The 24,958-nt window shown below is 72.3% G+C and carries 22 protein-coding genes; 7 read left to right on the top strand and 15 right to left on the bottom strand.

Annotation, left to right across the window (positions count from 1 at the left end; all coding sequences use genetic code 11):
- The first annotated feature begins 1 nt into the window (after position 1).
- The 4 genes from E0L36_RS10025 to E0L36_RS10010 all read left to right on the top strand — a co-directional run bounded on the left by E0L36_RS10025 (position 2) and on the right by E0L36_RS10010 (position 4,859).
- Complete coding sequence (locus E0L36_RS10025) at positions 2–931, top strand: ornithine cyclodeaminase family protein (protein ID WP_180928460.1); 930 nt, start codon at positions 2–4, stop codon at positions 929–931.
- A gap of 19 nt (positions 932–950) precedes the next feature.
- Positions 951–2,414, top strand: coding sequence for a short-chain fatty acid transporter (locus E0L36_RS10020; RefSeq protein WP_180928459.1), 1,464 nt, complete (start codon positions 951–953; stop codon positions 2,412–2,414).
- A 219-nt stretch (positions 2,415–2,633) separates the two neighbouring features.
- A complete protein-coding gene (locus E0L36_RS10015) occupies positions 2,634–3,173 on the top strand; it encodes a Rid family detoxifying hydrolase (RefSeq protein ID WP_180928458.1) in 540 nt (179 codons plus the stop codon).
- Positions 3,174–3,425: 252 nt separating this feature from the next.
- Complete coding sequence (locus E0L36_RS10010) at positions 3,426–4,859, top strand: aminotransferase class V-fold PLP-dependent enzyme (RefSeq protein ID WP_180928457.1); 1,434 nt, start codon at positions 3,426–3,428, stop codon at positions 4,857–4,859.
- Positions 4,860–4,995: 136 nt separating this feature from the next.
- Here the strand turns inward: E0L36_RS10010 and E0L36_RS10005 are convergent, their stop codons facing one another.
- From E0L36_RS10005 to E0L36_RS09995, 3 genes are read right to left on the bottom strand one after another with little or no spacing between them, the layout of a single operon-like run.
- On the bottom strand, positions 4,996–5,256 hold the full coding sequence (locus tag E0L36_RS10005; protein WP_219636148.1) for a hypothetical protein: 261 nt from the start codon (positions 5,254–5,256) through the stop codon (positions 4,996–4,998).
- On the bottom strand, positions 5,253–5,918 hold the full coding sequence (locus E0L36_RS10000; RefSeq protein ID WP_180928456.1) for an RNA polymerase sigma factor: 666 nt from the start codon (positions 5,916–5,918) through the stop codon (positions 5,253–5,255). The genes E0L36_RS10005 and E0L36_RS10000 overlap by 4 nt, the downstream gene beginning before the upstream one ends.
- Positions 5,915–7,462: a sodium:solute symporter gene (locus E0L36_RS09995; protein ID WP_180928455.1), complete on the bottom strand. Its 1,548-nt coding sequence runs from the start codon at positions 7,460–7,462 to the stop codon at positions 5,915–5,917. The genes E0L36_RS10000 and E0L36_RS09995 overlap by 4 nt, the downstream gene beginning before the upstream one ends.
- Before the next feature lie 391 nt (positions 7,463–7,853).
- Between E0L36_RS09995 and E0L36_RS09990 the strand changes: the two genes are divergently transcribed.
- From E0L36_RS09990 to E0L36_RS09980, 3 genes are all read left to right on the top strand, one after another.
- Complete coding sequence (locus tag E0L36_RS09990) at positions 7,854–8,102, top strand: DUF3311 domain-containing protein (RefSeq protein ID WP_180928454.1); 249 nt, start codon at positions 7,854–7,856, stop codon at positions 8,100–8,102.
- Between the two features lie 93 nt (positions 8,103–8,195).
- Positions 8,196–10,436 (top strand): carbon starvation CstA family protein, encoded by a 2,241-nt coding sequence (locus E0L36_RS09985; protein ID WP_374705515.1) that lies wholly within the window; start codon positions 8,196–8,198, stop codon positions 10,434–10,436.
- On the top strand, positions 10,433–10,639 hold the full coding sequence (locus tag E0L36_RS09980; RefSeq protein WP_180928453.1) for a YbdD/YjiX family protein: 207 nt from the start codon (positions 10,433–10,435) through the stop codon (positions 10,637–10,639). The genes E0L36_RS09985 and E0L36_RS09980 overlap by 4 nt, the downstream gene beginning before the upstream one ends.
- A gap of 129 nt (positions 10,640–10,768) precedes the next feature.
- Here the strand turns inward: E0L36_RS09980 and E0L36_RS09975 are convergent, their stop codons facing one another.
- From E0L36_RS09975 to E0L36_RS09920, 12 genes are all read right to left on the bottom strand, one after another.
- On the bottom strand, positions 10,769–11,755 hold the full coding sequence (locus tag E0L36_RS09975; RefSeq protein WP_180928713.1) for an oligopeptide/dipeptide ABC transporter ATP-binding protein: 987 nt from the start codon (positions 11,753–11,755) through the stop codon (positions 10,769–10,771).
- A 62-nt stretch (positions 11,756–11,817) separates the two neighbouring features.
- Complete coding sequence (locus tag E0L36_RS09970) at positions 11,818–13,008, bottom strand: ABC transporter ATP-binding protein (RefSeq protein WP_219636147.1); 1,191 nt, start codon at positions 13,006–13,008, stop codon at positions 11,818–11,820.
- 169 nt (positions 13,009–13,177) lie between these two features.
- The gene (locus tag E0L36_RS09965) at positions 13,178–14,149 is read right to left on the bottom strand and encodes an ABC transporter permease (protein WP_219636146.1); all 972 of its coding nucleotides are present in this window, start codon (positions 14,147–14,149) and stop codon (positions 13,178–13,180) included.
- Positions 14,146–15,072, bottom strand: coding sequence for an ABC transporter permease (locus E0L36_RS09960; RefSeq protein WP_180928452.1), 927 nt, complete (start codon positions 15,070–15,072; stop codon positions 14,146–14,148). Before E0L36_RS09960 ends, E0L36_RS09965 begins: the two co-directional genes overlap by 4 nt.
- Complete coding sequence (locus tag E0L36_RS09955) at positions 15,069–16,127, bottom strand: LacI family DNA-binding transcriptional regulator (protein WP_180928451.1); 1,059 nt, start codon at positions 16,125–16,127, stop codon at positions 15,069–15,071. The genes E0L36_RS09960 and E0L36_RS09955 overlap by 4 nt, the downstream gene beginning before the upstream one ends.
- Positions 16,128–16,199: 72 nt before the next feature.
- Positions 16,200–17,741 carry an ABC transporter substrate-binding protein gene (locus E0L36_RS09950; RefSeq protein ID WP_180928450.1) on the bottom strand — a complete coding sequence of 514 codons (1,542 nt, stop codon included), beginning with the start codon at positions 17,739–17,741 and terminating at the stop codon, positions 16,200–16,202.
- A gap of 16 nt (positions 17,742–17,757) precedes the next feature.
- The gene (locus E0L36_RS09945) at positions 17,758–18,123 is read right to left on the bottom strand and encodes a hypothetical protein (protein ID WP_180928449.1); all 366 of its coding nucleotides are present in this window, start codon (positions 18,121–18,123) and stop codon (positions 17,758–17,760) included.
- 5 nt (positions 18,124–18,128) lie between these two features.
- Positions 18,129–19,070 (bottom strand): DUF6772 family protein, encoded by a 942-nt coding sequence (locus tag E0L36_RS09940; RefSeq protein WP_180928448.1) that lies wholly within the window; start codon positions 19,068–19,070, stop codon positions 18,129–18,131.
- The gene (locus E0L36_RS09935; protein ID WP_180928447.1) at positions 19,067–20,170 is read right to left on the bottom strand and encodes an endonuclease/exonuclease/phosphatase family protein; all 1,104 of its coding nucleotides are present in this window, start codon (positions 20,168–20,170) and stop codon (positions 19,067–19,069) included. Before E0L36_RS09935 ends, E0L36_RS09940 begins: the two co-directional genes overlap by 4 nt.
- 702 nt (positions 20,171–20,872) lie before the next feature.
- Positions 20,873–21,802 (bottom strand): aminoglycoside phosphotransferase family protein, encoded by a 930-nt coding sequence (locus tag E0L36_RS09930; protein ID WP_180928446.1) that lies wholly within the window; start codon positions 21,800–21,802, stop codon positions 20,873–20,875.
- A gap of 182 nt (positions 21,803–21,984) precedes the next feature.
- Positions 21,985–23,271 carry an MFS transporter gene (locus E0L36_RS09925; RefSeq protein WP_258015945.1) on the bottom strand — a complete coding sequence of 429 codons (1,287 nt, stop codon included), beginning with the start codon at positions 23,269–23,271 and terminating at the stop codon, positions 21,985–21,987.
- Positions 23,272–23,351: 80 nt separating this feature from the next.
- The gene (locus E0L36_RS09920) at positions 23,352–24,716 is read right to left on the bottom strand and encodes a hypothetical protein (protein WP_180928444.1); all 1,365 of its coding nucleotides are present in this window, start codon (positions 24,714–24,716) and stop codon (positions 23,352–23,354) included.
- Positions 24,717–24,958 lie beyond the last annotated feature (242 nt).

Below are 24,958 nucleotides of genomic sequence, written 5' to 3'. Positions count from 1 at the left end.
CGTGCACTACTTCGACGCCGCCCAGACCGCCGGCCGGCTGGACTACGCGACCCTCATACCCGCGCTCCGGGCCGGCCTGGCCACCGAGGCCACCGTGCCGCCGCGGCAGCACTACTCCCTGGACGCCGAGGGGCAGTCGACCCTGCTGGTCATGCCCGCCTGGAACCGGGAGTTCCTCGGCGTCAAGCTGGTGGACGTCTTCCCGCGCAACGCGGAGCGGGGGCAGCCCGCGCTGTCCTCGGCCTACGTGCTGGCGGACGGCGAGACCGGGCGACACCTCGCGCTCGTCGACGGGGGTGAGCTCACCCGCCGGCGTACCGTCGGGACGGCCGCCCTGGGAGCGTCCCTGCTCGCGCCCCGGGACGCCCGCGTCCACCTGATCGTCGGCACCGGGCACATCGGCAGCGCGGTGTACGACGCCTACGCCACCGTCCGGGAGGGGATCACGACCACCCTGGTCGCCGACCCCCACAACCCGGCGGCCGCGCGGGCGCTCGCGGAGGACCTGAACCAGCGTGGGGCGCACGCCGTTCCGGTCGAGGACCTGCCGACGGCCGTCGGGCAGGCCGACATCATCACCACGGCCACCCTCGCCCGGGAGCCCGTCATCCGTGACGCGTGGGTCACCCCGGGCACGCACCTGGACCTGATCGGCAGTTTCCGCCCGGAGATGCACGAGGTGGAGTCGTCCCTGCTGGGCCGCTCCACGGTCTTCGTCGACTCCGACGTCGCGCGCACCGAGTCCGGGGAGATCGCCACCGCCCTCGCCACGGGCGTCCTGTCCGGTGACGACATCGCCGCGACCCTCCCCGAGCTGTGCGCGCGCCCGGCCGACCGCGTCCGTCAGGACGGGGAGATCACCGTGTTCAAGACGGTCGGCACCGGCCTGACCGATCTCATCGCCGCCGTGACCGTCTACGCGGGCACATGAACCCACCCAGGAGTGACTGATGCAGGCAGACCGAGCCACCCGGGGCTCCCCAGAGGACCGGGACACGGCGCCGGAGGAGTCCGGGGCGCTGTCCCGGCTGGCCGTCCGGATGGCCACGTTCTCCGAGAAGTGGTTTCCCGAGGCGTTCATCTTCGCCCTGATAGCACTGATCGTGGTGGCGGGGAGCGCGCTGGCCATCGGCGCCTCCCCCGCCTCGGTGACCCGCGAGTTCGGCAACGGGTTCTGGGATCTGATCCCCTTCACCATGCAGATGGCCTTCGTGGCCATCGGCGGGTACGTGGTCGCCACCGCTCCGGTGGCGCGGCGGCTGATCGTCCGGATCGCCTCGATTCCGACCAGCGGGCCCCGGGCGGTCGCGCTGATCACCATCGTCAGCACGGTGAGCGCGCTGTTCAACTGGGGCTTCAGCCTGATCTTCGCGGGGCTGCTGGCCCGGGAGGTGGCCCGCAGGGAAGAGCTGCGGGTCGACTACCGGGCGGCGGGGGCCGCGGCGTTCATGGGGATGGGCAGCGTCTGGGCGCTGGGCATCAGCTCCTCCGCGGCCCAGTTGCAGGCGAACGCCGACAGCATCCCCAGCAACCTGATGCCGATCACCGGGGTCATCCCGTTCCGGGACACCATCTTCCTCTGGCAGTCCCTGCTCGTCGCCGCGGTACTGATCGTCGTCGTGGTCAGCGTCGCGTACTTCTCCGCTCCGCGGGGGAAACAGGTGCGCAGCGCGGCGGACCTCGGTGTCGACCTCGACTCGGACGAGGACGAGAAGCTGCCGCCCCGCTCGCGTCCCGGGGAGTGGCTGGAGTACAGCCCGCTGCTCACCGTGCTGGTCGTGGCGCTGGGCGTGGGCTGGGCGATCCAGACGTTCGCGGGTGAGGATCCGCTGGTGGCCATCTCCGGCCTCAACACCTACAACCTGCTGTTCCTGCTGCTCGGCATGTTGCTGCACTGGCGGCCGCGCAGCTTCCTCACCGCCGTGGCGAAGGGGGTGCCCGCCACCAGCGGTGTGCTGATCCAGTTCCCGATCTACGCGGCGATCGCGGCCGTGCTGACCCGTCCGACGAACGGCGCCGGGAACTCGGTGGCCGACTACGTGACGCAGGCGTTCACCTCTCTCTCCTCGGCCGCGCCCTTCCCGCTGGTCGTGGCCGTCTACTCGGCCGTGCTCGGCTTCTTCATCCCGTCCGGAGGTGGCAAGTGGCTGATCGAGGCGCCGTACGTGATGGACGCGGCGAACGAGCTGGAGGCCAACCTCGGCTGGACGGTGCAGGTGTACAACGTCGCCGAGACGCTGCCCAACCTGATCAACCCGTTCTGGATGCTGCCGCTGCTCGGCATCCTCCAGCTACGGGCGCGGCACGTGGTGGGCTTCACCTTCCTCCAGCTGCTGTTCCTCGCGCCGGTCGCGCTGACGCTGCTCACGGTGCTCTCCTACTCCCTCGGTTACGCTCCACCCGCTATCCCCTGAGGCCGCGACGGCCCCTGGTGACACGGCACTTCGGGCCGGGCCCGCCCGCGGGGTGGGCCCGGCCCGAGCGCGTCCGCGACCCCACTCCGCGGGCCACCGCGATCCCGGCGGAAGAATTCGGCCACGGGGTAAACCTCCGGCCGTCCTCGCGCAACCAACCAGCATGCGACGCCCGAACGTCTGGGCGTATTCACGCGACCGTGTGCGGGAGGACAGCGAATGCAGTTCCTGAAGAGACCATCCCGGATGACGAACCGGCGCGGCCGGACCCTCGGAGCGCTCACCGCGGCCGCCGTGCTGGCGGCCGGACTGGGCGGGGCGTCCGCCGTCGCCCACCAGGGGGGCGACGACGAGGGCGGGAAGCCGCACAGCGGCAAACACCGGCCCATCACCACACCCGACGCCCCCGAGGCCATCGGCCCCTACTCGCAGGGCATCTCCGCGGGGAACATGACGTTCGTCTCGGGGCAGTTGCCCATCGACCCGAAGACGGGTGAGATCCCGGCCGACTCGTCCATCGAGGAGCAGACGCGGCTGGCCCTGCGCAACGTCAGGGCCATCCTCCGCGCCGACGGCCTGTCCCTGAAGCACGTCGTCTCCACCACCGTCTACGTCGCCGACCTCGACGACTTCGACCGTTTCAACACGGCCTACGCGAAGTTCTTCGGCTCCTCCGCGCCACCCTCGCGCTCCACCGTCGAGGCCGCGCGAGTGCCCAAGGACGCCAAGGTCGAGGTCGCCGCCATCGCCGTGCGCTGAGCGGCCATCACCGCGCGGCCCGTCGGTGGCTCCGACCGCTGACCGGCCTTCTCTCCCCCCATCTCCCCCATCCCCGACCGGCCGTACACCGGCCGTACCTCCCCTTCCGCTGCCCGCGCGCAGCGATTCCTCCCTGTTCGTCAACATTCATCAAGGTTCGTTCAGATTCATCGAGTTCGCTCGGGTTGATCCGGACTCACTGGTTCTCACTCATCCATGTCACCTCGCGGTGACGCCGAAGGAGCACACGACATGGCAGTAACGAGATCGCAGACCGCCCCCACCCGCTCCGGCTTCTCCCGCCGAGGTTTCGTCGGGATGCTCGGGGCCGGGGCCGCCACCGCCGGGGTCGGCTCCCTCGCCGGGGCGCCGTTCGCCAGCGCGGCCTCCGGGCAGGGCGCCGGGCCGACGGCGGCCGCGCTGCCCTCGCCCACCTCCTCGGGGTACTGGGAGGCGGTGCGGCGTCTGTTCAGCATCGACAAGGACCTGCTGTTCATGAACGTCGGCACGGTCGGCGCCCCGCCGCGTGAGGTCGTCGCGGCGGTGGACCGGGCGCACCGCGAGCTGGCGGCCGAACCGGAGGCCGCCTACAGCGACTTCGCGGACGTACGGGCGGTCGCCGCGCGCGGCTACGGATGCGACACCGACGAGATGGTGATCACCCACAACACGAGTGACGGAATGTCGAAGATCCTCGCCGGCCTCAACCTGAAGAAGGGCGACGAGATCCTCACGACCAACCACGAGCACTCCGGTGGCAACGTGCCGATGGCGCTCGCGCGCGACCGGTACGGCGTGGTGATCAAACGGGTGGAGCTGCCGGTCGGCAACGACCAGCGGGCCGAGGACTACGTGCGGCTCTTCCGGAAGGCCATCACCTCACGCACCAAGGTGCTGCTCTTCTCCGCCCCGCTCTACAAGACCGGCACCATGCTGCCGATCCGCATGCTGGCGGAACTCGCCCAGCGGCACGGGCTGATCAGCGTGGTGGACGGGGCGCACATACCCGGGATGATGGCCTACGACTTCCACCAGCTCGGCGTGGACTTCCTGGCCGGGGCGGGCGCCAAGTGGCAGTGCGGCCCGGGCGGTACCGGGGTCCTGTACATCCGCAACAAGGTGCTCTCCCAGCACAACCCCAACCCGCTGCCCGAGTTCTGGCCGGTCGTCTCCAGCGGCTACCCGGACGAGGGCGGGGTGCCGCCCCGCGCGGACGGGTCGAAGGAGAGCTACGACATCGGCGCGTACCTCCAGGAGGTCGGGAACAGCAGCATGGCGGTCATGGAGGGGGTGCGCCGGGCCTGCCAGGTCTGGGACCGCATCGGCCGGGAGCGCGTCCAGGACCGCGTGCTGGACCTCTCGGCCCACCTCAAGGAACTGATCGCCGAGCGGTGGGGGGTCAAGGCGCTGTACTCGCCGAAGGACGACCCCCGGCTGGTCTGCGCGCTGACCTCCTTCGCGCCGTTCCGGGACGCGGGGGACGTCTTCGACGCGGAGAAGACGGCCAAGCTGGTGGACCGGCTCAAGGCGGAGCACGGGATCGTCATCCGCACGAGCGACTTCCCGGTGATCGGCTCCGCCAAGCCGCATCACGTGGTCCGGGTCTCGACGCACCTCTTCCACCAGAAGAAGGACGTGGAGCGGGCCGTCAAGGCCCTGTGGAAGATCTCCCGCCAGCTGAGCTGAGCCGGTGCGCCGCCACCGGGGTGGGGACGGTGGAGGCGCGCACGGCGGAACATCCGAGGGCTCCGTCCCGGTGATCGTCACTGGGACGGAGCCCTCGCACGAGCGCCGCGCGACGGTCTCCCGCCGCGCGGCGCGCTCAGGGCTGGACGATCACGTCCACCCGCTGGTCGCCGGGCGGGCTGTCGGACTCCGAGAGGGAGTGCAGCGCCCAGAGTCCCACCAGGTCGGCGACCGCGATGATCACCACAGCGAGCACCAGCATCAGCAGCCGCCGGCGCCGGTCGCGCCGCCGCCACTCCGAGGACGCCCTGGCGTAGGCGTCGGGCGCGGGGGTCACGTTCTGCGCCAGCGAGTCGAGCGTCTCGCGGAGCCGCGCCTCGGGGTCGTCCACACTCATCGATGGGTCTCCAGGGCACGGGAGAGCGCGTCCATCCCCCGGAAGATGTGCGACTTCACGGTGCCCGTACTGATCCCCATCGCCTCGGCTATCTCCCTCTCCTTGAGATCCATCCAGTAGCGCAGCACCAGCGCCTCGCGCTGCCGGTCGGGCAGGTTCTTGAGCGCGTCGACGACCTGCCGCTGGTCCTCGTGCAGCAGCGCGGTGGACTCGGCGGAGTCGATGTCGTCGACCTCGACGCTCGCGTGGCGCCGCGAGACCTGGATACTCCGGATGCGCATCCGCACCAGGTTGCAGACGACGGACCGCAGGTAGGCGGGCGCGGCCTCCGGCGAACGGAGCCGGTACCAACGGTGGTGCAGCACGCAGAACGCCTCGGCGACCACATCCTCCGCGTCCTGTTCCGCGCCCAACAGTACGGCCAGGCGGACGAGTTGGGCATGGTATCCGTCGAACAGGCTGATCATGGCGGTCTCCCGCTCCACGTCCCGCAGCTCGGCGCCCGCCTCGGCCTCCGGCGGGCCGGACACCTTCGCGGCGGGGTCCTCGGGGGCCGGGGGCGCGACGGGGGTCTCGTACGGGCCGGGGGCCCCGGACGCGCCAGTGCCGCCGCCGGCCACCGTTCCGGGGGCCAGGTGCCAGGGCTTCTGATGGCCTCTCAACGGAGCGTCCCCTCCTCACGGCGCGCGGAGGCCGGACGGAGCACCCCGGTGAGGCCACGGGGGACGCCCCATCTGTCCAGCAGGGGGCTGGCCAGCGCGACGACCGCGAGGTTCACGGCGAGACCGACCAACCCGGCGTAGACGTACAGGTCGAACGGGCCGAACTGGAGGCGGACGAGGGAGGAGAAGCCGCTGGCGTTCACTAGGCCGGTGCCCACCACCATGCCGACCAGCCACCCCCCGAGCAGTGAGCCGCGGTGGGGCGTGCGGCGCAGCAGCCCGAGCACGATGACCGGCAGGATCTGCAACACCCACACGGCGCCGAGCAGATGGAGGTTGATGGCCGCCTGGTCGCGCAGCGCCAGCGCGAAGACGAGCGCGCCGACCTTGACGATCAGGGACATCAGCCGGGCCACCCGGGTGACCTGGGCGGCGGTGGCCCGCGGGTTGACGACGTCGAGGTAGACGTTCCGGGCGAAGAGCGTCGCGGCGCCGATGGACATCACCGCCGCGGGGACGAGCGCCGCCACCGCCAGCGCGCCCAGCAGCACCCCCGCGGCCCAGCCCGGGGCGAGGTCGAGGACCAGCAGGGGGATCGCCAACTCGGAGCGGCCTGGTGGTGGTTGGACTCCCGCCGCGAGCGCCCCGACGCCGAACAGGGCGAACCCGCCCAGCATCGCCGTCCAGCCGAGCAGGGTCACCGACGAGCGGCGCAGCACGCCGCCGTCGCGGGCGGAGAAGGCGACCATCAGCACGTGGGGGAAGGCGAACAGCGCGAGCGCCGAGCCCAGCGCGAGGGAGGTGTAGGCGAGGGCGAGGGACGGTTCGGGCACCAGTGCCGGACCGCCGTCCCGGCCGGTGAGCACCGCGCCCGCGCGGTCGAAGAGTTCGGCGGGGGTGCCCAGGCGCCCCAGGACGAGGGCGGCGAGGGCCACCGTCGAGCCGGTGACGAGCATGGCCTTGACGACCGAGACGACGCTCGGGGCGCGCAGCCCGAAGCGGTAGGTCGACAGGGCCAGCACCCCGAACACCGCCGTCAGTGCCACGTCGGAGGCGAGTCCGTCCGCGTCCAGTCCCAGCACGTTCAGCACGGCTCGCAGACCGAGCAGTTGGAGGGCGAGATAGGGCATGGTCGCGAAGATCCCGGTGAGGCAGACGGCGAGGGTGAGCAGCGGCGACCCGTAGCGCTCCCGGACGAAGTCGGCGACGGTGACGTGCCCGTGGGCCCGCGCCGTCGCGGCGAGTTTGGGCAGCAGGACGAAGGCGAGCGCGCAGATGATGACGGTGTAGGGCAGGGCGTAGAAGCCGATGCCTCCGGAGCTGAAGACCGCGCCGGGGACGGCGGTGAAGGTGTAGGCGGTGTAGATGGTGCCGCCGAGCAGGCACCAGACCAGGACGCCGCCCTGCCGCCGGTCGGCGAGGGCCCAGTCCTCCAGGTCCTGCCGGACCCCGGTCGCCGGGGCCAGCCGGTCGCCCCTCAGCGCGACGGCGGAGGCCGCGAGAACGACGACGGCGCAGGTCACCGTGGGGACGAGGTGGTTCATGGCTCCTCCAGGCTCATCGTGGACGGTGCCCGGCAGCGGGCACCGTCCGCCGCGGCCCGGGGGGTGTGGCCGCCGCGGCCGGTGGAAAACCGGCGACGTGGCGGTAAACCCTCCGGGGCCGACGCGCAACTACCGGACGAAGCACCCTGTCCGGCGGGCCGTCACGAGGCCCGCGGATCACTCGCGCGGAAGGAGAAAGCCCTGACAGCCCAGGAGTGAACCACTGGATTCAGCCAAAGAACAGACCTTTGTCATGTGGTGAGAGCACGCGAAGTGTGCTGCGCTCACCTCGTCCGACAGTGCCCGCCGTACCGGCGGAGAGAGGCGTCGCCGGATGTCCGGAGGACGTATTCGGCCATCGGGAACCGCATCGCGGACCGGGGCCGTCCGGTTGCCCGCCGCCCGTACGGGCTCGCGGATCTGCCTGCTGGTCGCGTTCGTCGGGCCGCTGCTCGCCCCGGTGAGCCTGCGGGCCGAACCCCGGCTCCTGGGCTGGCCGTTCTTCTACTGGTACCAGCTACTGTGGGTGCCGCTGGCCGCCGGGCTGCTGATCTGCGCGGGGCTGCTGCGCAGGCGGGCGCGGGGCGGCCGGGCACCGGACACCCCGACGACCCGGCGGCCGACCGCGCGGACCGGCTGAGCCGTCGAGCGGCCCCGCGCCACCCCACCCGCGTGCCGTGGTCCCGCGTCCGGTGTCCCGTGGACGCGTCCCGGCCGCCCGCGTCACCGCCCCATCCCACCACCCGCCCCACCCGCCGAGTCGATCGCGCGGGCGGGACGAACCACTGGAGCAACCTTGACTGACACCGGTGCCCGGAGAGCGGGACTCACACCGAAGTCGATCGTGATCTGGACATGCGTCGCCCTGGTCGGCGGCGTCTCCTGGGGCATGGTCGCACTCTCCCGCGGTGAGGAGATATCGGCGATCTGGCTGGTCACGGCCGCACTCGGCTCGTACGCGATCGCCTACCGCTTCTACTCGCGCTTCATCTCCCGTCGGGTCCTGAAACCGGACGACAGCCGCGCCACCCCGGCCGAACGGCTGGACGACGGCGTGGACTTCCAACCCACCGACCGGCGCGTGCTGTTCGGCCACCACTTCGCCGCGATCGCCGGTGCCGGGCCGCTCGTCGGGCCGGTCATGGCGGCCCAGATGGGGTACCTGCCGGGCACCATCTGGATCGTCGTCGGCGTGATCTTCGCCGGGGCGGTGCAGGACATGGTGGTGCTGTTCCTGTCCATGCGCAGGGACGGCAAGAGCCTCGGCCAGATGGCCCGGGACGAGCTGGGCAGGATCGGTGGTGTCGCGGCGCTCATCGCCGTGCTCGCCATCATGGTCATCCTGCTGGCCGTGCTGGCGCTCGTGGTCGTCAACGCCCTGGCGGAGTCGCCCTGGGGCACCTTCTCGGTGGCGATGACCATTCCGATCGCCCTCTTCATGGGGCTCTACCTGCGCTTCCTGCGGCCCGGCCGGGTGCTGGAGACCAGCGTCATCGGGGTCGCGCTGTTGTTGCTCGCGATCGTCGGCGGCGGCTGGGTCGAGAACTCCTCGCTGGCGGAGACCTTCACCTGGTCGCCCGAGACCCTGGTGTTCTGCCTCATCGGGTACGGCTTCGTGGCCTCGGTGCTGCCGGTGTGGCTGCTGCTGGCACCGCGCGACTATCTGTCGACGTTCATGAAGGTCGGCACGATCGTGCTGCTGGCCGCCGGTGTCATCATCACCGCGCCGACGCTGAAGAACGAGCCGGTGACGTCGTTCGCCTCGTCCGGTGACGGGCCGGTGTTCTCCGGCGCGCTGTTCCCGTTCCTCTTCATCACGATCGCCTGTGGCGCGCTCTCGGGCTTCCACGCCCTGGTCTCCTCCGGCACCACGCCGAAGCTGATCCAGAAGGAGTCGCAGGTCCGGATGATCGGCTACGGCGCGATGCTGATGGAGTCGTTCGTCGCCGTGATGGCGCTGATCGCGGCCTCCGTGCTGGACCCGGGCCTCTACTACGCCATGAACTCCCCGGCGGGGATGCTCGGTTCGACCGTGGAGAGCGCCTCGGAGGCGGTGGCCAACCTGGGCTTCACCATCACTCCGGAGGACCTGGCGGCGGCGGCGAAGTCCGTCGAGGAGGAGAGTCTCATCGCCCGGACGGGCGGTGCGCCGACTCTGGCCTTCGGGATGGCGGAGATCTTCTCCGGGGTCTTCGGCGGCGCCGGGATGAAGGCGTTCTGGTACCACTTCGCCATCATGTTCGAGGCCCTGTTCATCCTCACCACGGTGGACGCGGGGACCCGGGTCGGCCGGTTCATGCTCCAGGACATGCTTGGCAACGTCTGGAAGCCGATCGGCCGCGTCACCTGGAAGCCGGGAATCTGGATCACCAGCGGCATCATCGTCGGCCTGTGGGGCTACTTCCTCTACACGGGGGCGACCGATCCGCTGGGCGGAATCAACCAGCTCTTCCCGCTGTTCGGCATCGCCAACCAGCTGCTCGCCGCCCTCGCCCTGACCGTCGCGACGACCCTGCTCATCAAGGCCGGACGGCTGCGCTGGGCCTGGGTGACGGGTGTTCCGCTGGCGTTCGACGTGGCGGTCACCTTCTACGCGGGCTGGCAGAAGATCTTCCACAGCGACCCGAAGATCGGCTTCTTCGCGCAGCGCCGTCAGTACGCGGACGCGCTCGACGAGGAGAAGGTGCTGGCGCCCGCGACCTCGCTGGACGACATGCGGACCGTGGTGCTCAACTCCACGGTGGACGGCGTGCTGATGGCGATCTTCCTCATCCTGGTCACCCTGGTGATCGGGCACGCGGCGGTGGTCTGCGTGAAGGCGGTACGCTCCCCCGAGCCGCTGCCGACGACCGAGGTGCCCTACGTGAAGTCGACGATCACCGTCCCCGACTCCCGCTCCGCGGAACCCGCCGCGGCCACCTCCGGCGCGTCCTCCGGCGCCAACTCGACCTCGGGGCCCGGAGATTCCCGGTGAGGGCGGCGCTCCGCGCGGCGCCCTCCCGCGCCCTGCGGACGGTCCGCTGGTACCTGCGGGAGATCTCCGGCACGGCCGACTACGAGCGGTTCCGCCAGCGCCACGCGGAGCGGCACCCGGGCGAACCGGTGCCGAGCCGGAAGGAGTACGAGCGCTACCGCACCCGGCACCGGGAGGAGAACCCGCAGAGCCGCTGCTGCTGAGCGCCTGAGCGCGGAGCCCGGCCCGCCCGTACGCGTCCGCGTACGGGCGGGCCGCTCGCGTGCGGCGCCCAGGACGCCGCGAACCGCCCCCGGAGTCAGGGCTGTTGGCGGGGGCGGCCCGGGTCCGGGTCAGCCCGCCGCGTGGTGGTGTGCGGGGGCGTCCGGGTCGTGGTGGCAGGCCACCGGGTGCTCCGCGCCGGGGCGTGGCTCCAGCGACGGCGACTCGGTGGCGCACCGTCCGGTCGCCATCCAGCAGCGGGTGCGGAAGCGGCAGCCGGAGGGCGGGTCGGACGGTGAGGGGACCTCGCCGCGCAGCACCACCTCGCGTCCCGGCTGGTCGGGGCGGTCGTCCAGGGAGGGCGCCGCGGAGAGCAGCGCCCGGGTGTAGGGGTGCCGGGGGTTGGCGAACACCTCGGCCGCCGGGCCCCGTTCGACGATCGTGCCCAGGTACATCACCAGCACCTCGTGCGCGATGTGCCGTACCACGTCCAGGTCGTGCGAGATGAAGAGGTAGGCGACGCCCAGTTCCTCCTGGAGGTCGGCGAGCAGGTTCAGGATCTGCGCCCGCACGGAGACGTCCAGCGCGGAGACCGCCTCGTCACAGACGATCAGCCGGGGCCGCAGCGCCAGCGCCCGCGCGATCGCCACCCGCTGGCACTGGCCACCGGACAGTTCGCGGGGGTAGCGCGCCGCGTACTGCTCACGCAGCCCGACCAGGTCGAGGAGGCGGGCGACCTCGGTGGCTCGCTCGGCGGGCGGGACCAGGCCGCGGTGGACCCGCCAGCCCTCCGCGACCAGTTCCCCGACCGTCATCCGGGGGTTCAGCGCGGTGAAGGGGTCCTGGAAGACCATCTGAAGGTCGCGGGAGAGTTCCCGGCGTTCGCGCCGGGAGGCGGTCGCCAGGTCGTGTCCGGCGAAGACGACGCTGCCGGAGAAGGAGCGCCGCAGGCCGACGATGGTGCGCGCGAGGGTGGACTTGCCGCAGCCGGACTCCCCGACCACGCCCACCGTGCGCCCGGGCGGCACGGCCAGGTCGACGCCCGCCACCGCGGAGACGCGGCGGCGGGTCAGTCCGGAGCGGTTCTCGTATCCCGCCCACAGGCCGGAGACGCGCAGGACGTCCCCGTCCGGCTCGGGCGGCCGGGGCGCGCTCGGTGTGGTGGTGCGCTGCTGGGTACTCACCCGTCGGTCCTCCCGTGCCGGTGTGCTGGGTCGTCCGGGCCCGCGCCGGTGCCGGGCGGGCCGCTGGCCGGGGCGGGCCCGGTGGCCGCGCCCTCCCCGGCCGGGTCGTGGGGCCGGTCACCGGTCCCATCCGGGCGTGGGTCCCGGTCCGGCCGCGCCGGTGCGAGGCTGAGCACCGACTCGGCGTGGTGGCAGGCCACTTCGCGTCCGTCGGGCAGCTCCCGGACGGCGGGGTCCTCGCCCGCGCAGCGGTCGGTGGCCAGTGGGCAGCGGGGGTGGAAGGCGCAGCCGCCGGGCATCCGGCGTGGGTCCGGCGGCTGGCCCGGGATGGAGCGCAGCCGCCCGCCGGGGCCCGCGGCCTCGGGGACGGCCTCCATCAGGCCGCGGGTGTAGGGGTGGGCGGGCCGTTCGTAGACGGTGGCCAGCGGGCCCTGTTCGACGACGCGTCCCGCGTACATGACGGCCACGTCCTGCGCGACCTTGGCGACCACGCCCAGGTCGTGCGAGACCAGCAGCATCGCCAGTCCGGCCTCGCGCTGCCGCGCCGCGAGCAGCCGCAGGATCTGCGCCTGGACGGTGACGTCCAGTGCGGTGGTCGGCTCGTCGGCGAGGAGGACGTCCGGGTCGAGGGCGAGCGCCATGGCGATGACGACGCGCTGGCGCATGCCCCCGGAGAACTCATGCGGGTAGGCGCCGTAGCGGCGCTCGGCGTCGGGGATGCCGACCTGTTCCATCAGCGCGACCGCCCTGGCCCGGGCGGCACGCCCACGGAGCCCGAGGTGGCGGCGGAGGGGCTCGGCGATCTGCCAGCCGATGGTGAAGGCGGGGTTCAGCGCGGAGCTGGGGTCCTGGAAGACCATCGCGACGCGGGGGCCGCGCAGTTGGCGCCACCGCGCGGGCGTCAGGTCCCGGGTGTCGGTGTCGCCGATGGCGGCGGCGCTCGTCGTCGCGCGCAGTCCGGGGGGCAGCAGCCCCATGAACGCGAGCGAGGTGAGGCTCTTGCCGCTGCCGGACTCCCCCACCAGGGCCAGCACCCGGCCCCGGGTCAGCCGCAGGCTGACGCCACGGACGATGTCGACGCGCCGGTCCTCCCGGCCCGTGCTGACGCGCAGGTTGGTGAGGTGGGCGGCGGTCTCGGGCGAGGGCTCGCGCGGGGTGCGGGAGGGGGTGCTCGTCGGGGTGCTCATCGGTGCCCTTTCGCCGGGGGGCTCACGGTGGTGCGGGACGGGCCCGGGCGCCGGGGCGGTGGGGCGGTCCGGCACGGCGGGCGGTGTGGGGCGCCCGCGCGGGGACGGGGGCCGGTGGGGTGCGGCGGTCGGCGGTGGGGGGCCGCGGCGGGGCCGCGGAGCGGGGGGCTCACAGGTCGGGCCGGGTGTCGGAGGAGTCGCGGAAGGCGTCCCCGATGACGCCGACGCAGACGACGACGGCGGCCAGCGCGAGCGCGGGCATGGTGGCGATCCACCAGGAGGAGCCGAGGTAGTCGCGTCCAAGGGCGACGGTGGCCCCCCAGGACGCCTGGTCCACGGGGACGCCGAGGCCGAGGAAGGACAGGGACGCCTCGGCGACCATGGTCAGCCCGATCTGGACGGTCGCGGCCACGAGGAGCGGCTGCCAGCAGGACGGCAGGATGTGCCGGGTGAGAATGCGCAGGTGCCCGGCGCCCAGCAGGCGGGCGGAGTTGACGAACTCCAGCTCCCGCGTGGAGAGGGCGGAGGCGCGCACCACCCGGGCGAAGATCACCCACCGGGTGACGGCGAGGGTGATGACGATGTTGGTCAGGCTCGGCCCCAGCACCCCGGCGAGCAGGATGGCCAGCAGGATGGAGGGGAAGGCGAGCTGGATGTCCCCGACGCGGGACAGCAGGGTGTCGGGCCAGCCGCCGAAGTAGCCGGAGACCAGCCCGGCCAGCAGGCCCACCGCGCCGCCGATCACCACGGTGGCGAGTCCGACGACCAGCGAGACGCGGCTCCCGGCCAGCAGGTTGGCGAGCAGGTCCCGGCCGAGCTGGTCGGTGCCGAGCCAGGCGATCGAGCCGTCGGCGGTCCGCTCCCCCGGGGCGAGCAGACGGCTGGGCAGATCGGTCGCCACCGCGTCGTAGGGGCGGATGAGCGGGCCGAGGAGCGCGGCGAGGACGAAGAGGGCCAGCACTCCGAGCGCGATCCAGGCGCGTACGGGCAGCCCCCGGAGCGCGGCGGGCAGGAGACGGCGGCCCGGGGCCCGCGCGCTGTCCGGTCCGCCGGGCGCGGCCGCGCCGCCCGCCGGGGCGGGGGCGGTCGCGGAGGGGGTGGTGGAGGGCGTGGTGGGCGGTATGCCGCCGGTGGCACTCATGCGTTCTCCGGTGTCAGTCGCGGGTCCAGAGCGAAGTAGAGCGCGTCGACCACCAGGTTGAGCAGGATGTACGTGATCGTGATGGTCACGATGGCGGCTTCGACGACGGCGTAGTCCCGGTTGGTGATGGCGTCGACCATCAGCGAGCCGATGCCGGGCCAGGAGAAGACGACCTCCACGATGACGGCGTTGGCGACGAAGTTGCCGAGCAGCAGTCCGAGGACGGTCACCACGGGCACCGCGATGTTGCGGCCGACGTGGACGTAGCTGATGACACCCTCACCGGTGCCCTTGGCACGGGCGGTGCGCACGTACCCCTTGGCGCCCTCCTCCAGCGCGCTGTTGCGCACCAGCCGGGCGAGCCAGCCGACGAAGGGCAGCGCGAGGGTGACCGAGGGCAGCACGGCGGAGGCCAGTCCGCTTCCGGCGGTGGAGGGCAGCCACTCCAGCTGCCGGGCGAAGATCAGGATCAGGACGATGCCGAGCCAGAAGGAGGGCAGCGCCTGGCCGATGAGCGAGCTGGTGGAGATGGCGCTGTCCAGCGGTCCGCCCGCCCGCCGCGCGCACAGCATGCCGAGCGGGAAGCCGAGGAACAGGGTGACCAGCAGCGCGAGGAAGGCCAGGGTGAGGGTGGCCGGATAGCGGTCGAGGGTGTTGGCCATGGCGCTGCCGCCCAGCCGCCACGACTCCCCGAAGTCGCCTCGGAGCACGTCCGCGAGGTGGGTGAGGTACTGCCGCCACAGCGGCTGGTCGAGCCCGAAGTCGGCGCGTACCGAGGCGACCTGGTCGGCGCTGGCGTCCGGGCCGAGGATCAGCCGGGCCGGGTCGCCGGGCACGACGCGGACGATCACGAACACCAGGCTGATCGCGCCCCAGGCCACGACGACGGCCTGGCCGATGCGTTTGAGCAGGAAACTGGTCATAGGTCCTCCCGTGCGCGGGTGGAGGAGCGCACGATCAACTCGGCCGCGAACAGCTCGTGTACGGGCTCCTTGTCCGTCTCCTGGCCGGACATCCGGGACAGCAGCCGGTCGACGGCGGTCGTCCCGATCTGCTCGGCGGGCAGCCGCACGGTGGTCAGCGGTGGATTGAGGTAGGCGGAGAAGGGGTGGTCGCCGTTGCCGACCACCGCCACCTCCTCCGGTATGGACAGTCCGCGTTCGGCGAGGGCTCGGTACACGCCGAGCGCGAAGTAGTCGTTCCCGGCGAGCACGGCGGTGCCGGGCACGATCCGCTCGGCGATCTCCCGCCCGATCTCGTAGGAGTCGGCGGGGTCCCAGGGCAGCGAACTCGACTCCCGGCGGCGGGTGGGGACCCGGGCGACGGTGTACGAGTCGACGCTGTCCGCGTGCTCGCGCAGCGTGTGGTGGAAGCCGCGGACGCGCTCGGCGACCGGGGAGATCTCCAGGTCCTCCTCGATGAGGAAGAGCCTGCGGGCTCCGGCCGCCAGGACGTGTTCGGTGGCCCGCCGGGAGCTGGCGAAGTAGTCCACGCCGACCAGGTCCGCCGCGAGGTCGTCCAGGTCGCGGTTGAGCAGGACCACCGGGGTGCCGGACTCCTGGAGACGGGCCCAGTGGTCGGCGCCGTGCTGGACGGGCACCGCCAGCACCCCGTCCACGCCCCAGCGCAGCAACTCCTCGGCCACACGCCGCTCGTTGGCGACGCTGTCCTCGGTGACCATCAGCATCAGCGAGTAGCCGCGCACCCGCCCGCGCTCCTCGATCGCGCTGATCAGCCGCGCGTAGAACGGGTTGGACGGGTTGGTGATGACCAGGCCGAGCGTCATCGCGTTCCGTGTGACGAGCGACCGGGCCATGGTGTTGGGCACGTAGCCCAGCCGCCGGGCCTCCTGCTCGACGCGTTCCCGGGTGACGGGCGAGACGGCGTCCTTGCCCGCCAGCGCGCGCGAGACGGTGTTGACCGACAGGTCGAGGGAGGCGGCGATGTCGCGGAGGGTCGCGCGGTGTCGGGGTGTCATACGGGAATCGGATCCTTCGGTTCGGTCGGGTGCTGCTGCGTCGCCGACGGTGTGCCGCGCCACCGGGACCGCCTAGCGCCTGCCGACGCGGGCGAGGTCGGGCTGGTTGTTCGCGGCGGGGGTGAAGCCGCTCAGCCCGGCCCGCCGTCCGTAGGCGGTGACGAGGGTGGCGGGGAAGACGCCCACGGCGTCCTCCCACAGCGTCTGGCAGGCCGAACCATAGAGGCGGGCGCGCTCCTCCTGGTCACCGGTCCGGTCGGCGCGGGCGAGGACCTTGTCCAGCTCCGGGTTGCGGTAGCCGAGCCGGTTCGCCTGCGAGGTGTAGAGGCGGCCCACGGTGAAGGCGGCGTCTCCGGTGGTGACCGTGTTGGTCTGCAGGTTCATGTCCCAGTCCAGGGAGTTGAGGCGCTCCAGCCACTGGGCCTTCTCAATGCTCTGCGCCTCCACCTCGACGCCGATCTCCCGCCAGCCGGAGATCATCGCCTGGGCGAGTTCCCGCGCCAGCGGACCCGTCGCGTCGAACCACATCATCGAGGTACGGAAGCCGTCTCCCAGCCCGGCCTCGCGCAGCGCGCGGCGGGCCGCGGCCGGATCGTGGCGGTAGGGCCGCTGACGGCGGTGACCGAAGACGGTCGAGGGGATCGGCGCGTCCATCCGCTGGGCGCCCTCGCCGAACAGGTGCCGGATGATGGCGGGCAGGTCGAGCGCCTGGCACAGCGCCCGCCGCACTCGCGGATCGTCGAAGGGCTTGCGGGAGCAGTTGAACCAGTTCAGGTAGTAGGTCCAGCTCGGCACGGTCTCCACGCGCACCGCGTCCGCGCCGGTGACCTCCGCGAGCTGGTCGGGCGGCACCGGCCACAGCAGGTCGATGTCGCCGTTGCGCAGCGCGGTGATCGCGCTGGAGGTCTCGGCGATGAACGGCAGGGAGACCGCGGGCAGTTCGGCCCGGCCGCCCCAGTAGTCCTCGTGGCGGACCAGCTCGACCCCGGAGGACGGGGTGAACTCGGTGACGCGGAACGGTCCCGAGCCGACGGGCGCGCGCGACTGCGAGGACGCGGCCACCAGCTTCTCCGGGACGATGAACAGCAGGGTCAGGCTGACGGGCAGGGAGCCGAGCGGCCCGTCGGTGACGAAGGTGATGGTGTGGTCGTCGTCCGCCCGGACCCGCTTGACCCGTTCCCACAGGGGGGTCTGCGCCGAGGGGACCGCCTGGGTGCGCTTCAGGCAGGCGACGACGTCCCGCGCCGTCAGACGGCCGCCGTCGTGGAAGCGCACGCCGCGCCGCAGCCGGAAGACCCAGGTGGTGGGCGAGGTCTGGGTCCAGGAGGTGGCCAGCCCGGGCTTGAGCTCCTCCCCCACCCGGCGGACCAGGGTGTCGAAGACGAGGCGCTTGACGATCAGGGTGGCCTCGTCGACGGCGGTACCCGCCTTGTAGGGGTCCAGGTCGGTGATCGGCTGTCCGAACGCGGCCCGCAGCGCGCCCCGGGGGGCCGCGCCGGCGGGACCGTCCAGACCGCAGCCGCCGAGCAGGACGCTGGAGGCGCCGAGCCCGGCCAGCGCGAGGAACTCGCGCCGGCCGAACGCGGACACCCGGCGTCGCGGTGTGTACGCCATCGGGTTCGCCCTCCGGTCAGCTCTTGAGCGCCAGGTAGATGAGCACCTTGGCGCTGGGGCCTGGCGCACCGTCGGCCGGGGCCGCGCCGTCGGCGGACTCGACGGTGCCCTTCAGCCGGAGCCAGCCGGCGAAGTCCCGGGAGGGCCAGCTCTCCAGGTCGCCCGCGGCGTCCCGGGGCTCCTCCAGATCGCACCAGTGCAGCCCGTCGGGCGACACCTGGGCGCGGACCCGCAAGCGGACGCCCTCGGCGGAGCGTTGGAGGGTGCGGATGAACCACCGGGCCTCGGCGGCCCACGCGACCTCGTAGGGCTCGGTGGTGAAGGTGCCGGAGAGCGTGGCGTTGCGCTCCAGGACGACGGTCAGCGATTGACGCATGGTCATGTTTCTCACCAATCCACCGAGATCAGCACGGAGTCCAGGTACAGGAAGTTCCGCACGTCGCTGTGGGTGCGCACGGACACGTAGAAGTTGAGGAGGTTCTCCAGCGACCCGTACTCCTCGTCATAGGGGGGCACGGGGACGTCCCGCATGTCGTGGACGACGTCGTTGAGCTGGAGCTCCACGTTGGTGCGGGTGCTGGTGTCGATCACCCAGCGCAGGTAGTGCCAGTTGACCTTGGTGGGCACCTCGTTGTAGCAGAACTCCTGCTCGGGGGTGAACGGTTGCCAGTCCTCCGGGTTGGGCGCGGTGAAGTCGGCCGTTCGCGGCAGCTTGAGCTTGCCCTCGAAGTGCTCGCGCGGCGTGGGCTCCGGGACGGTCGGGTAGACCCAGCGCCGTACCGGGTTGTTGTCCAGGTCGGTGTTGAGGTAGCGGGCCACGCAGTGGTAGCGCACTCCGTCACAGATGTCGGTCGCGACGGTGAGGGCGCCGAACTGGTTCTCCGAGGGGTGGAAGTTGGCGTCCCACTTGCCCCCGCCCGCCGCGTGGGCGGCCTGGTTCTCCTCGGAGGCGGCCTCCGCCTTGTAGGTGAAGTAGGTCTCGAACTGCACCCGGCCGCGCCCGGCCATGGTCAGCCGGCGGATGGCGACCCCGGTGTGGCCGGTCAGCGGCCGGGTGGCCACCTTCAGCGCGTAGGTACCGGTCATCGCCCCGTGCGTGCCCACGTCGAAGAAGTTGCACGAACTCAGCTGCGGCGGGCGGAAGTCGCGCATGTGGTCGTCGACGGTGTCCAGGTCGCCGTGCTCGTCGTGGTTGCCGATGAGTTCGACCCAGCCGTGGGTGCCGGAGTTGAAGTCGTCGTGCACCAGGACGCGGGACAGCGGGTTGAAGCGGGCCAGCGCGGGATTCGCGCGGTGGGTCTCGTGCTGGGGGGAGGGAGAGGCGTTCATCGGGTCACCACCGGGAGACGGACGGTCGCGTTGATCTGGTTGTGGTCGGAGCGCAGCAGGTCGCGGGGTTCGCCGGCCGGCGCGTCGGTCTGCGGTGTCAGCGTCCAGTCGCGTACGGCGGTGCCGTTCTTGACGAAGACGTAGTCGATCTTGCTCTCACCCCGGGGCAGCGGTATCCCGCCGCCGTTGAACGAGCGGTACTCCGCTCCCGAGCGGCGCTTGGCCGTGTCGAAGGCGTCGGCGTACCCGGCGTCGGTGAAGGCGGCGTGTGGGCTGGCGCCCGCCTCCCTGCTGTCGGAGTTCATGTCGCCGGCGAAGACGACCGGCAGCTTCCGGGTGGCCGGGTTGTCCCGCGTCAGGTGCTGGATGGTGCGCCGCGCGTCGTCGTAGCGGACCCTGTCCCAGTCCCTGGTCCAGCCGTTGGGGTCGGTCGCGCCCTTCTTGCGGTACTCCAGGTGCATGTTGACCACGACGAAGCGCGCGCCCGTGGCACGTTCGCGCAACGTGTTCCACGTCATCGTCTTGCCGTAGATCTCGGTGGAGTCCGGCAGCCACAGCAGGTCGTGCGGCAGCTCCCGGCCCCGGGCGTCGAGGTGGCTGAAGCGCTGGGCGTCGTAGTAGGTGAACCGCCCCGCACCGGACTTGAGCGGATACCCCTCGCTGGGGTGGCGGGTTCCGGCGTAGTCGGCCGGGGCCTGCGCGTACCCGCGCTCGGTCATCGCCGCCGTCAGCGGCGCACGGAACGACTCCACGTCCACCCCCGGCTGGGTGGGGGTGGCGTTGTTCCCGATCTCCTGGGTGGAGACCACGTCCGCCCGCGAGGCCGAGACGTCGGCGGCCACCCTCGCGGCGCGGCCCTCGGCCCAGGGCTCCAGCTTCGTGGCGCAGTCCCGGCCGATCACCGCCTCACACTCGGCGAGGGTCGGCAGACATCCGTGCCCGCAGGTGTTGTAGGTCTCCACCCGCACGTCGAGCGTGCGCTGGGGTGCGGGCCGCGGGGCGGCCTGGGCGGGAACCGTGAGCGCGGGGACGAGCACGGAGGCCGCCAGCACGGCCCCCAGGGGACTCAGCCCGCGCAGCACGGATCTGGAAAACGGCATACCACGTTGCCCTTCGTTCGGCGATTTTCAGACACGGCGGAGCGGCCTGGAAACCGTTGACGATGGAATGTGAACGTTCACGTGAACGCTTCGACGCATCGTTGCCCCGGACATGAACCAGCGTCAATACCCCTGCGTGAACCTTTCCGGAATGTTCGGTCCGCCCCGGGCCGCCATTCCGCCCCCCACGAGCGGTCCCCGGAGCGCCCGCCACCCGGCCTCCCACCGTCACCGACCCACGCTCCCCCACCTCCGACGGGCGGAATAGAACAGCAGGTCAGAGGAGATCTACGCGCGGTGCGGAAGAACTCGCGGCCCCGGCGCCGCCGGATCCGCCACCCCCGCGCGCGGGCAGCCGCCAGCACGGTGTGAACTCCGGCCGCCCCTACCGGAATCGGATCCGCTCCCCGGGAGACCGGGCGCCAGCCGTCACCGTTCAGTCCGCGGCTCCGACGGCTCGAAACAGCCGCCGCCACCCCTCATACGCCGCACACCGCCGCACACCACACCACCGCGGCGACGCTGGTCCGCCCCACGCCCCGGCCGTCCCGCGTGCCCCCGCCGGGACGCCTCCCGGTCCCGCCCGGTCCCGTCCGGGCGGGACCGGACACCGGCGCCCCGGTCGTGCGTGCCCAACGCCCCCACACGGCACGGGCGTTCGGCGCCACGGGGCCGCGGCTGACCGGGCTCGTGATCGGGAGTTCAGGACCGGCCGCTGGCCACGTACTCGGAGAGGATCCCGTCGAGCACGCGCCGGGCGCCGGCGGCCTCCTCCTCCTCGTCGTCGTCCAGCGCGCTGGCGTAGACGACCAGGGTCTTCCAGAGCGCCCAGCCACGTCCGCGCGCCCATTCCGCCGCGCTGACGGGAAGCAGCTCCCGGAACGCCCTCCGGCCCTCGGCGGTCAGCAGCGTCCAGGCGATCGCGAGATCGCAGGCCGGATCGCCGACGCCACAGGTGCCGAAGTCGATGACCGCCGCCAGCCGCCCGTCGTCGAGCAGGAGGTTGCCCTCGGCCAGGTCGCCGTGGAACCAGCGCTCCACACCGTCCCAGCGGGCGTCGAGGGCGTGGCCCCAGATCTCCCGCGCGAGGTCGGCGTCGAGGTGGGATCCCAGGTCCGCGAGCGCCGCGTGGGCCTGTCCGGCGTAGGTGCGCAGCGTGCCGCCGCGATACCAGTTGTGGACCCCCGGGCGGGGGCCGTCGGTGGGGTCGACACCGCGCAGGGCCGCCACGAACCCGGCCAGGTCCCGCGCGAACCGGACGGGGTCGGCGACGCGTTCCGTCCGCGCGGGCTCACCGCCGAGCCAGCGGTAGACCGACCACGCGTACGGGTAGCCCGCGCCGGGCTCGCCCTTCGCCAGCGGCACCGGGATCGGTAACGGGAGCCGCGGCGCGAGCGCCGGAAGCCAGCGGTGCTCCTTGTCGACCGCCAGGGCGTACTCGGCGGCGCTGGGCAGGCGCACCAGCATGTCGCTGCCGAGGTGGAAGGTCCAGTTGTCCCAGCCGCCGTTGGCGACGGGCCGCACCGGCAGGGCGGCCCACCGGGGGAACTGCTGTTCCAGCAGCGCGCGCACCTGCCGTGTCTCGACGGGGATGCGCCGCGGTACGGGGCCGAGATCCGGTGTCCTGCTCAACGAGTCATCCTGTCAGGGAGGGAACCGCACGGGGAGTCTGCTGGCACGCCCGCACCATCCGTACCGGCGCGGTGGCGCCCGGTCAAGGCCGGGGTGGGGCGCGGGTCCGCGCCGGCCAGCGCGGACCGGCGGGGCCGGGACGGGAGGGTCGGGGCGTCACCGCCGCCCCCCCCCGGGCCGGGTCACTCACCTCCGGCCCGCCCCCGCGCGCGCCCGAAGCGGCGCCGCGCGGAGCGCGCCGCCGGTACCGCCGCGGCGAACTCCCCGTCCTCGCGATCAGTGCGCTCCGCCCAGACGACCAGGGGGCGGGCGGCCACGGCGGCGGCCACGAACACCCCCGCCAGGACGAGCCATCCGGCCGCGCCACCGGACATCACCAGGAACGAGAGGGCGGCCGGACCGGCGATCCAGCTCAGCTGCCCGCCGAGCCCGAACACGGCGGTGTACTCCCCGCGACGACTCTCGGGCGCCAGGCCGTAGCGGATGGCCCAGGTACCCGCCGAGGTGAGCAGTTCCCCGGCGGTGAGGGCGGCGAGTCCGACGGCCAGCGCGACGAGGGTGGCCACCCCGTGCGTCGTACCGGACGCGGCGAAACCGACGCTGGAGACGACCAGGGCGACCCCGGCCCACATCCAGGCGCGCGCCCCGTTGCCGGGGCTCTCCACACCGCGGCTGGCGGGGATCTGGAAGACGATGCACAGCGCCATGTTCATCAGCATCGTCCCGGCGACGAGCCAGGACGGCGCGTCGGTCCGCGACAGGATCCACAGTGGCAGGAGGACCGACAGCATCGGGCCGTTGAGGTTGAACACGCCGTTCAGCACGGCGAGCGCGACGAACGACCGGTCCCGTATGGCGACTGGCTTGCGGCGGGCCTCCCCCTCGACCCGCTGGTGCGGGCGGTCGACGTGCGGCACCGCCCAGGCGATGAGGATCGCGTCGAGCGCCGTGACACCGGCGGCGATGAGGACGATGGCCAGGTAGCCGGGGCGGGAGTCGAGGGAGATGGCCACACCGGCGATGGCCGCGCCCACGGCCATGCCGATGTTCGAGGTGACGCGGAGGTAGGCGCGTCCACGCGCCCGGTGGCCCTCGGGGAACAGGTCACCGAAGTAACGTCCGGAGCCCGCGCTTCCGAGGCCGCTGACCAGCAGTTCCAGGGCGATGATCAGCTGGAACTGCCAGTAGGCGTGCGCCAGCGGGTACAGGCAGAAGACCAGTGCGCTGGCCGAGGTGCCGATCAGCCAGATCCGCCGCCCGCCGAACCGGTCGGCCAGCATGCCGAACGGCATCATCGTCGCGGTGCTGATGAGCCAGGCGATCGAGATACCGAGGCCGACCAGCCGTGGCGAGAGGCCGATGTACTCGGTGAAGAACACCGCGCTGCCGGTCAGGTACAGGCCGGTGGAGACCCCGCTGAAGGTGGAACGCAGGAGGACGACGGGCGACATGCCCGGTGGCAGGTTCATCATGATCCTCTCGGAGGACCGGAGCGCGGGTCGGCCGGGCACCGGACCGTGAGCGGTGGCTGGTTCACGAGGGCGGCGGCTCAGTGGACGAAGGCACACCCGGTGCGGGTGACGTCGTTGCCGCCCACGGCACCCGGCTGCGACCGGGGGCGGCCCCGCACGGAGGAGCCGCCGTATCCGGCGGGGCCGAAGAAGACCTGCCACAGCACGGTCCAGTCCTCCGGCTCGGCCGTCTTGGGGTCGATCACCGCCTCCGCGCGCGGGCGCACGCGCTCCTGCACCACGTAGTCGGGGCGCGGCGGCGTGGCGAGCAGGGCCCGCCACTCGGCGTCGCCGACCTCGTCGCCGAAGACGACGCCCTGGCTGGCGTACAGGTTCGCCGGTTTGAGCACGAGGTCCGTCCGCCGGGCGCGGCACTCCTCCAGCAACTCGGCTCGGGCGGCGGGTTCGACGGTGGGGAACCCCGGGCCGACCAGCCGGGTCCACGGGATGATCCGGTCGACGCGGGCGATCTCGGCCGCGGCCAGTCGCGCGCGCACCTCCGGCTCGAAGAGCAGGCCGAGCGCGGCCTTGCCGCCGTGGATCTCCGGGTCGAACGGGGTGAACAGCGCGGTGCGGCCGGCCCGGTGCGCCTCGGTCAGCGCCCGCAGCGTGTCCATGCCGCCCGGCTCGTGCGGGATGTGGCGTACGAAGAAGAAGCGCAGCACGATATCGACGGGCTCTCCCCGGAGCCTGCCCTTGCCGCCGACGACGTCGAGTTCGCCGAACTCGCCGTGGAGGGCGTTCACCCCGCGGGCGCGGAGTTCCGGCATCAGCCGCACGCAGCTGTCGTCGGTGCCCGACTCGTCGACGATGGCGACCACCGGCGCGTCCGTCCCGATCGTGGTGCGGCCGACGGCCAGCAGGTCGTCCACGAGGACCCGGACCGGGTCGATCCAGCTGAGCCCGAACTCCTCCGCGAACCCGCGGAAGACGGGCGACCTCAGCAGGGCGCTGTTCAGCGTCGTCGTCAGACGGCCGCCGAGCGCGCTGCCCATGTTGAGTTCCAGCACGCGACAGCCGTCCGGGCCGCGGAACACGTCGGCGCGGCCGTGGCCGATGTCGGCGGCGGAGTTCCACGGTCCGGCGGGAGTTCCCGACCCCACGATTCCGGCGAGCATCGCCGAAAGGAGTTCGTCGTCATAGCCCTGGGCGCTCAGGTAGCTCTCCAGACTTCCACCGAAACAGCGGTTCGGCAGGTCGTCCATGACCGCGATGGTCGCCCTGATGTCGTCGGTGAGGTTCCGGATCTCACGCAGTGGCGCGAACATCGGCCGCGCGATACCGGCGTCCGCGTAGTAGGCGGCGGATTCGGTCATGTCGAGATCCCGTACACAGCCGCGCAGTTGGGGGTCGGTTCCGGCACGCCGGTTGTACTCGTCCGTCACATCGCCGTGCGAAGTCATCGTGAATACCTCAGGTATGGGAAATTCCACTGGCTGCCCCGGCGCGTACCGCGTCCCGGGCCCCGCTTCGGGTGAACTCCTCGGGGCACGGAGCACACTCTCCAACACGGCCGCCACCACGGCGATTCGGGCGGCGGACGGGCTGGAGAACGGTCCCGCCCGGGACACGGGGAAGCCATGATGCACCACGCCGCCGAATTACGTCGGGAAGTTGGTGATCCCCGGAGGGAAAAACCGTGCGA

This window comes from Streptomyces sp. AJS327, assembly GCF_013450295.1.
In the GTDB taxonomy this organism is placed as follows: domain Bacteria; phylum Actinomycetota; class Actinomycetes; order Streptomycetales; family Streptomycetaceae; genus Streptomyces.
This window is presented reverse-complemented; position numbering and strand designations above follow the sequence as displayed.

Coding starts and splice junctions, on each gene's coding strand:
- E0L36_RS09945 (WP_180928449.1), bottom strand. CDS start 18,123: ATGACCATGCGTCAATCGCTGACCGTCGTCCTGGAGCGCAACGCCACG.
- E0L36_RS09960 (WP_180928452.1), bottom strand. CDS start 15,072: ATGACCAGTTTCCTGCTCAAACGCATCGGCCAGGCCGTCGTCGTGGCC.
- E0L36_RS09950 (WP_180928450.1), bottom strand. CDS start 17,741: ATGGCGTACACACCGCGACGCCGGGTGTCCGCGTTCGGCCGGCGCGAG.
- E0L36_RS09925 (WP_258015945.1), bottom strand. CDS start 23,271: ATGAACCTGCCACCGGGCATGTCGCCCGTCGTCCTCCTGCGTTCCACC.
- E0L36_RS09995 (WP_180928455.1), bottom strand. CDS start 7,462: ATGAACCACCTCGTCCCCACGGTGACCTGCGCCGTCGTCGTTCTCGCG.
- E0L36_RS09940 (WP_180928448.1), bottom strand. CDS start 19,070: ATGAACGCCTCTCCCTCCCCCCAGCACGAGACCCACCGCGCGAATCCC.
- E0L36_RS10015 (WP_180928458.1), top strand. CDS start 2,634: ATGCAGTTCCTGAAGAGACCATCCCGGATGACGAACCGGCGCGGCCGG.
- E0L36_RS10010 (WP_180928457.1), top strand. CDS start 3,426: ATGGCAGTAACGAGATCGCAGACCGCCCCCACCCGCTCCGGCTTCTCC.
- E0L36_RS09920 (WP_180928444.1), bottom strand. CDS start 24,716: ATGACTTCGCACGGCGATGTGACGGACGAGTACAACCGGCGTGCCGGA.
- E0L36_RS10020 (WP_180928459.1), top strand. CDS start 951: ATGCAGGCAGACCGAGCCACCCGGGGCTCCCCAGAGGACCGGGACACG.
- E0L36_RS09970 (WP_219636147.1), bottom strand. CDS start 13,008: ATGAGCACCCCGACGAGCACCCCCTCCCGCACCCCGCGCGAGCCCTCG.
- E0L36_RS10005 (WP_219636148.1), bottom strand. CDS start 5,256: ATGAGTGTGGACGACCCCGAGGCGCGGCTCCGCGAGACGCTCGACTCG.
- E0L36_RS09965 (WP_219636146.1), bottom strand. CDS start 14,149: ATGAGTGCCACCGGCGGCATACCGCCCACCACGCCCTCCACCACCCCC.
- E0L36_RS09935 (WP_180928447.1), bottom strand. CDS start 20,170: ATGCCGTTTTCCAGATCCGTGCTGCGCGGGCTGAGTCCCCTGGGGGCC.
- E0L36_RS09955 (WP_180928451.1), bottom strand. CDS start 16,127: ATGACACCCCGACACCGCGCGACCCTCCGCGACATCGCCGCCTCCCTC.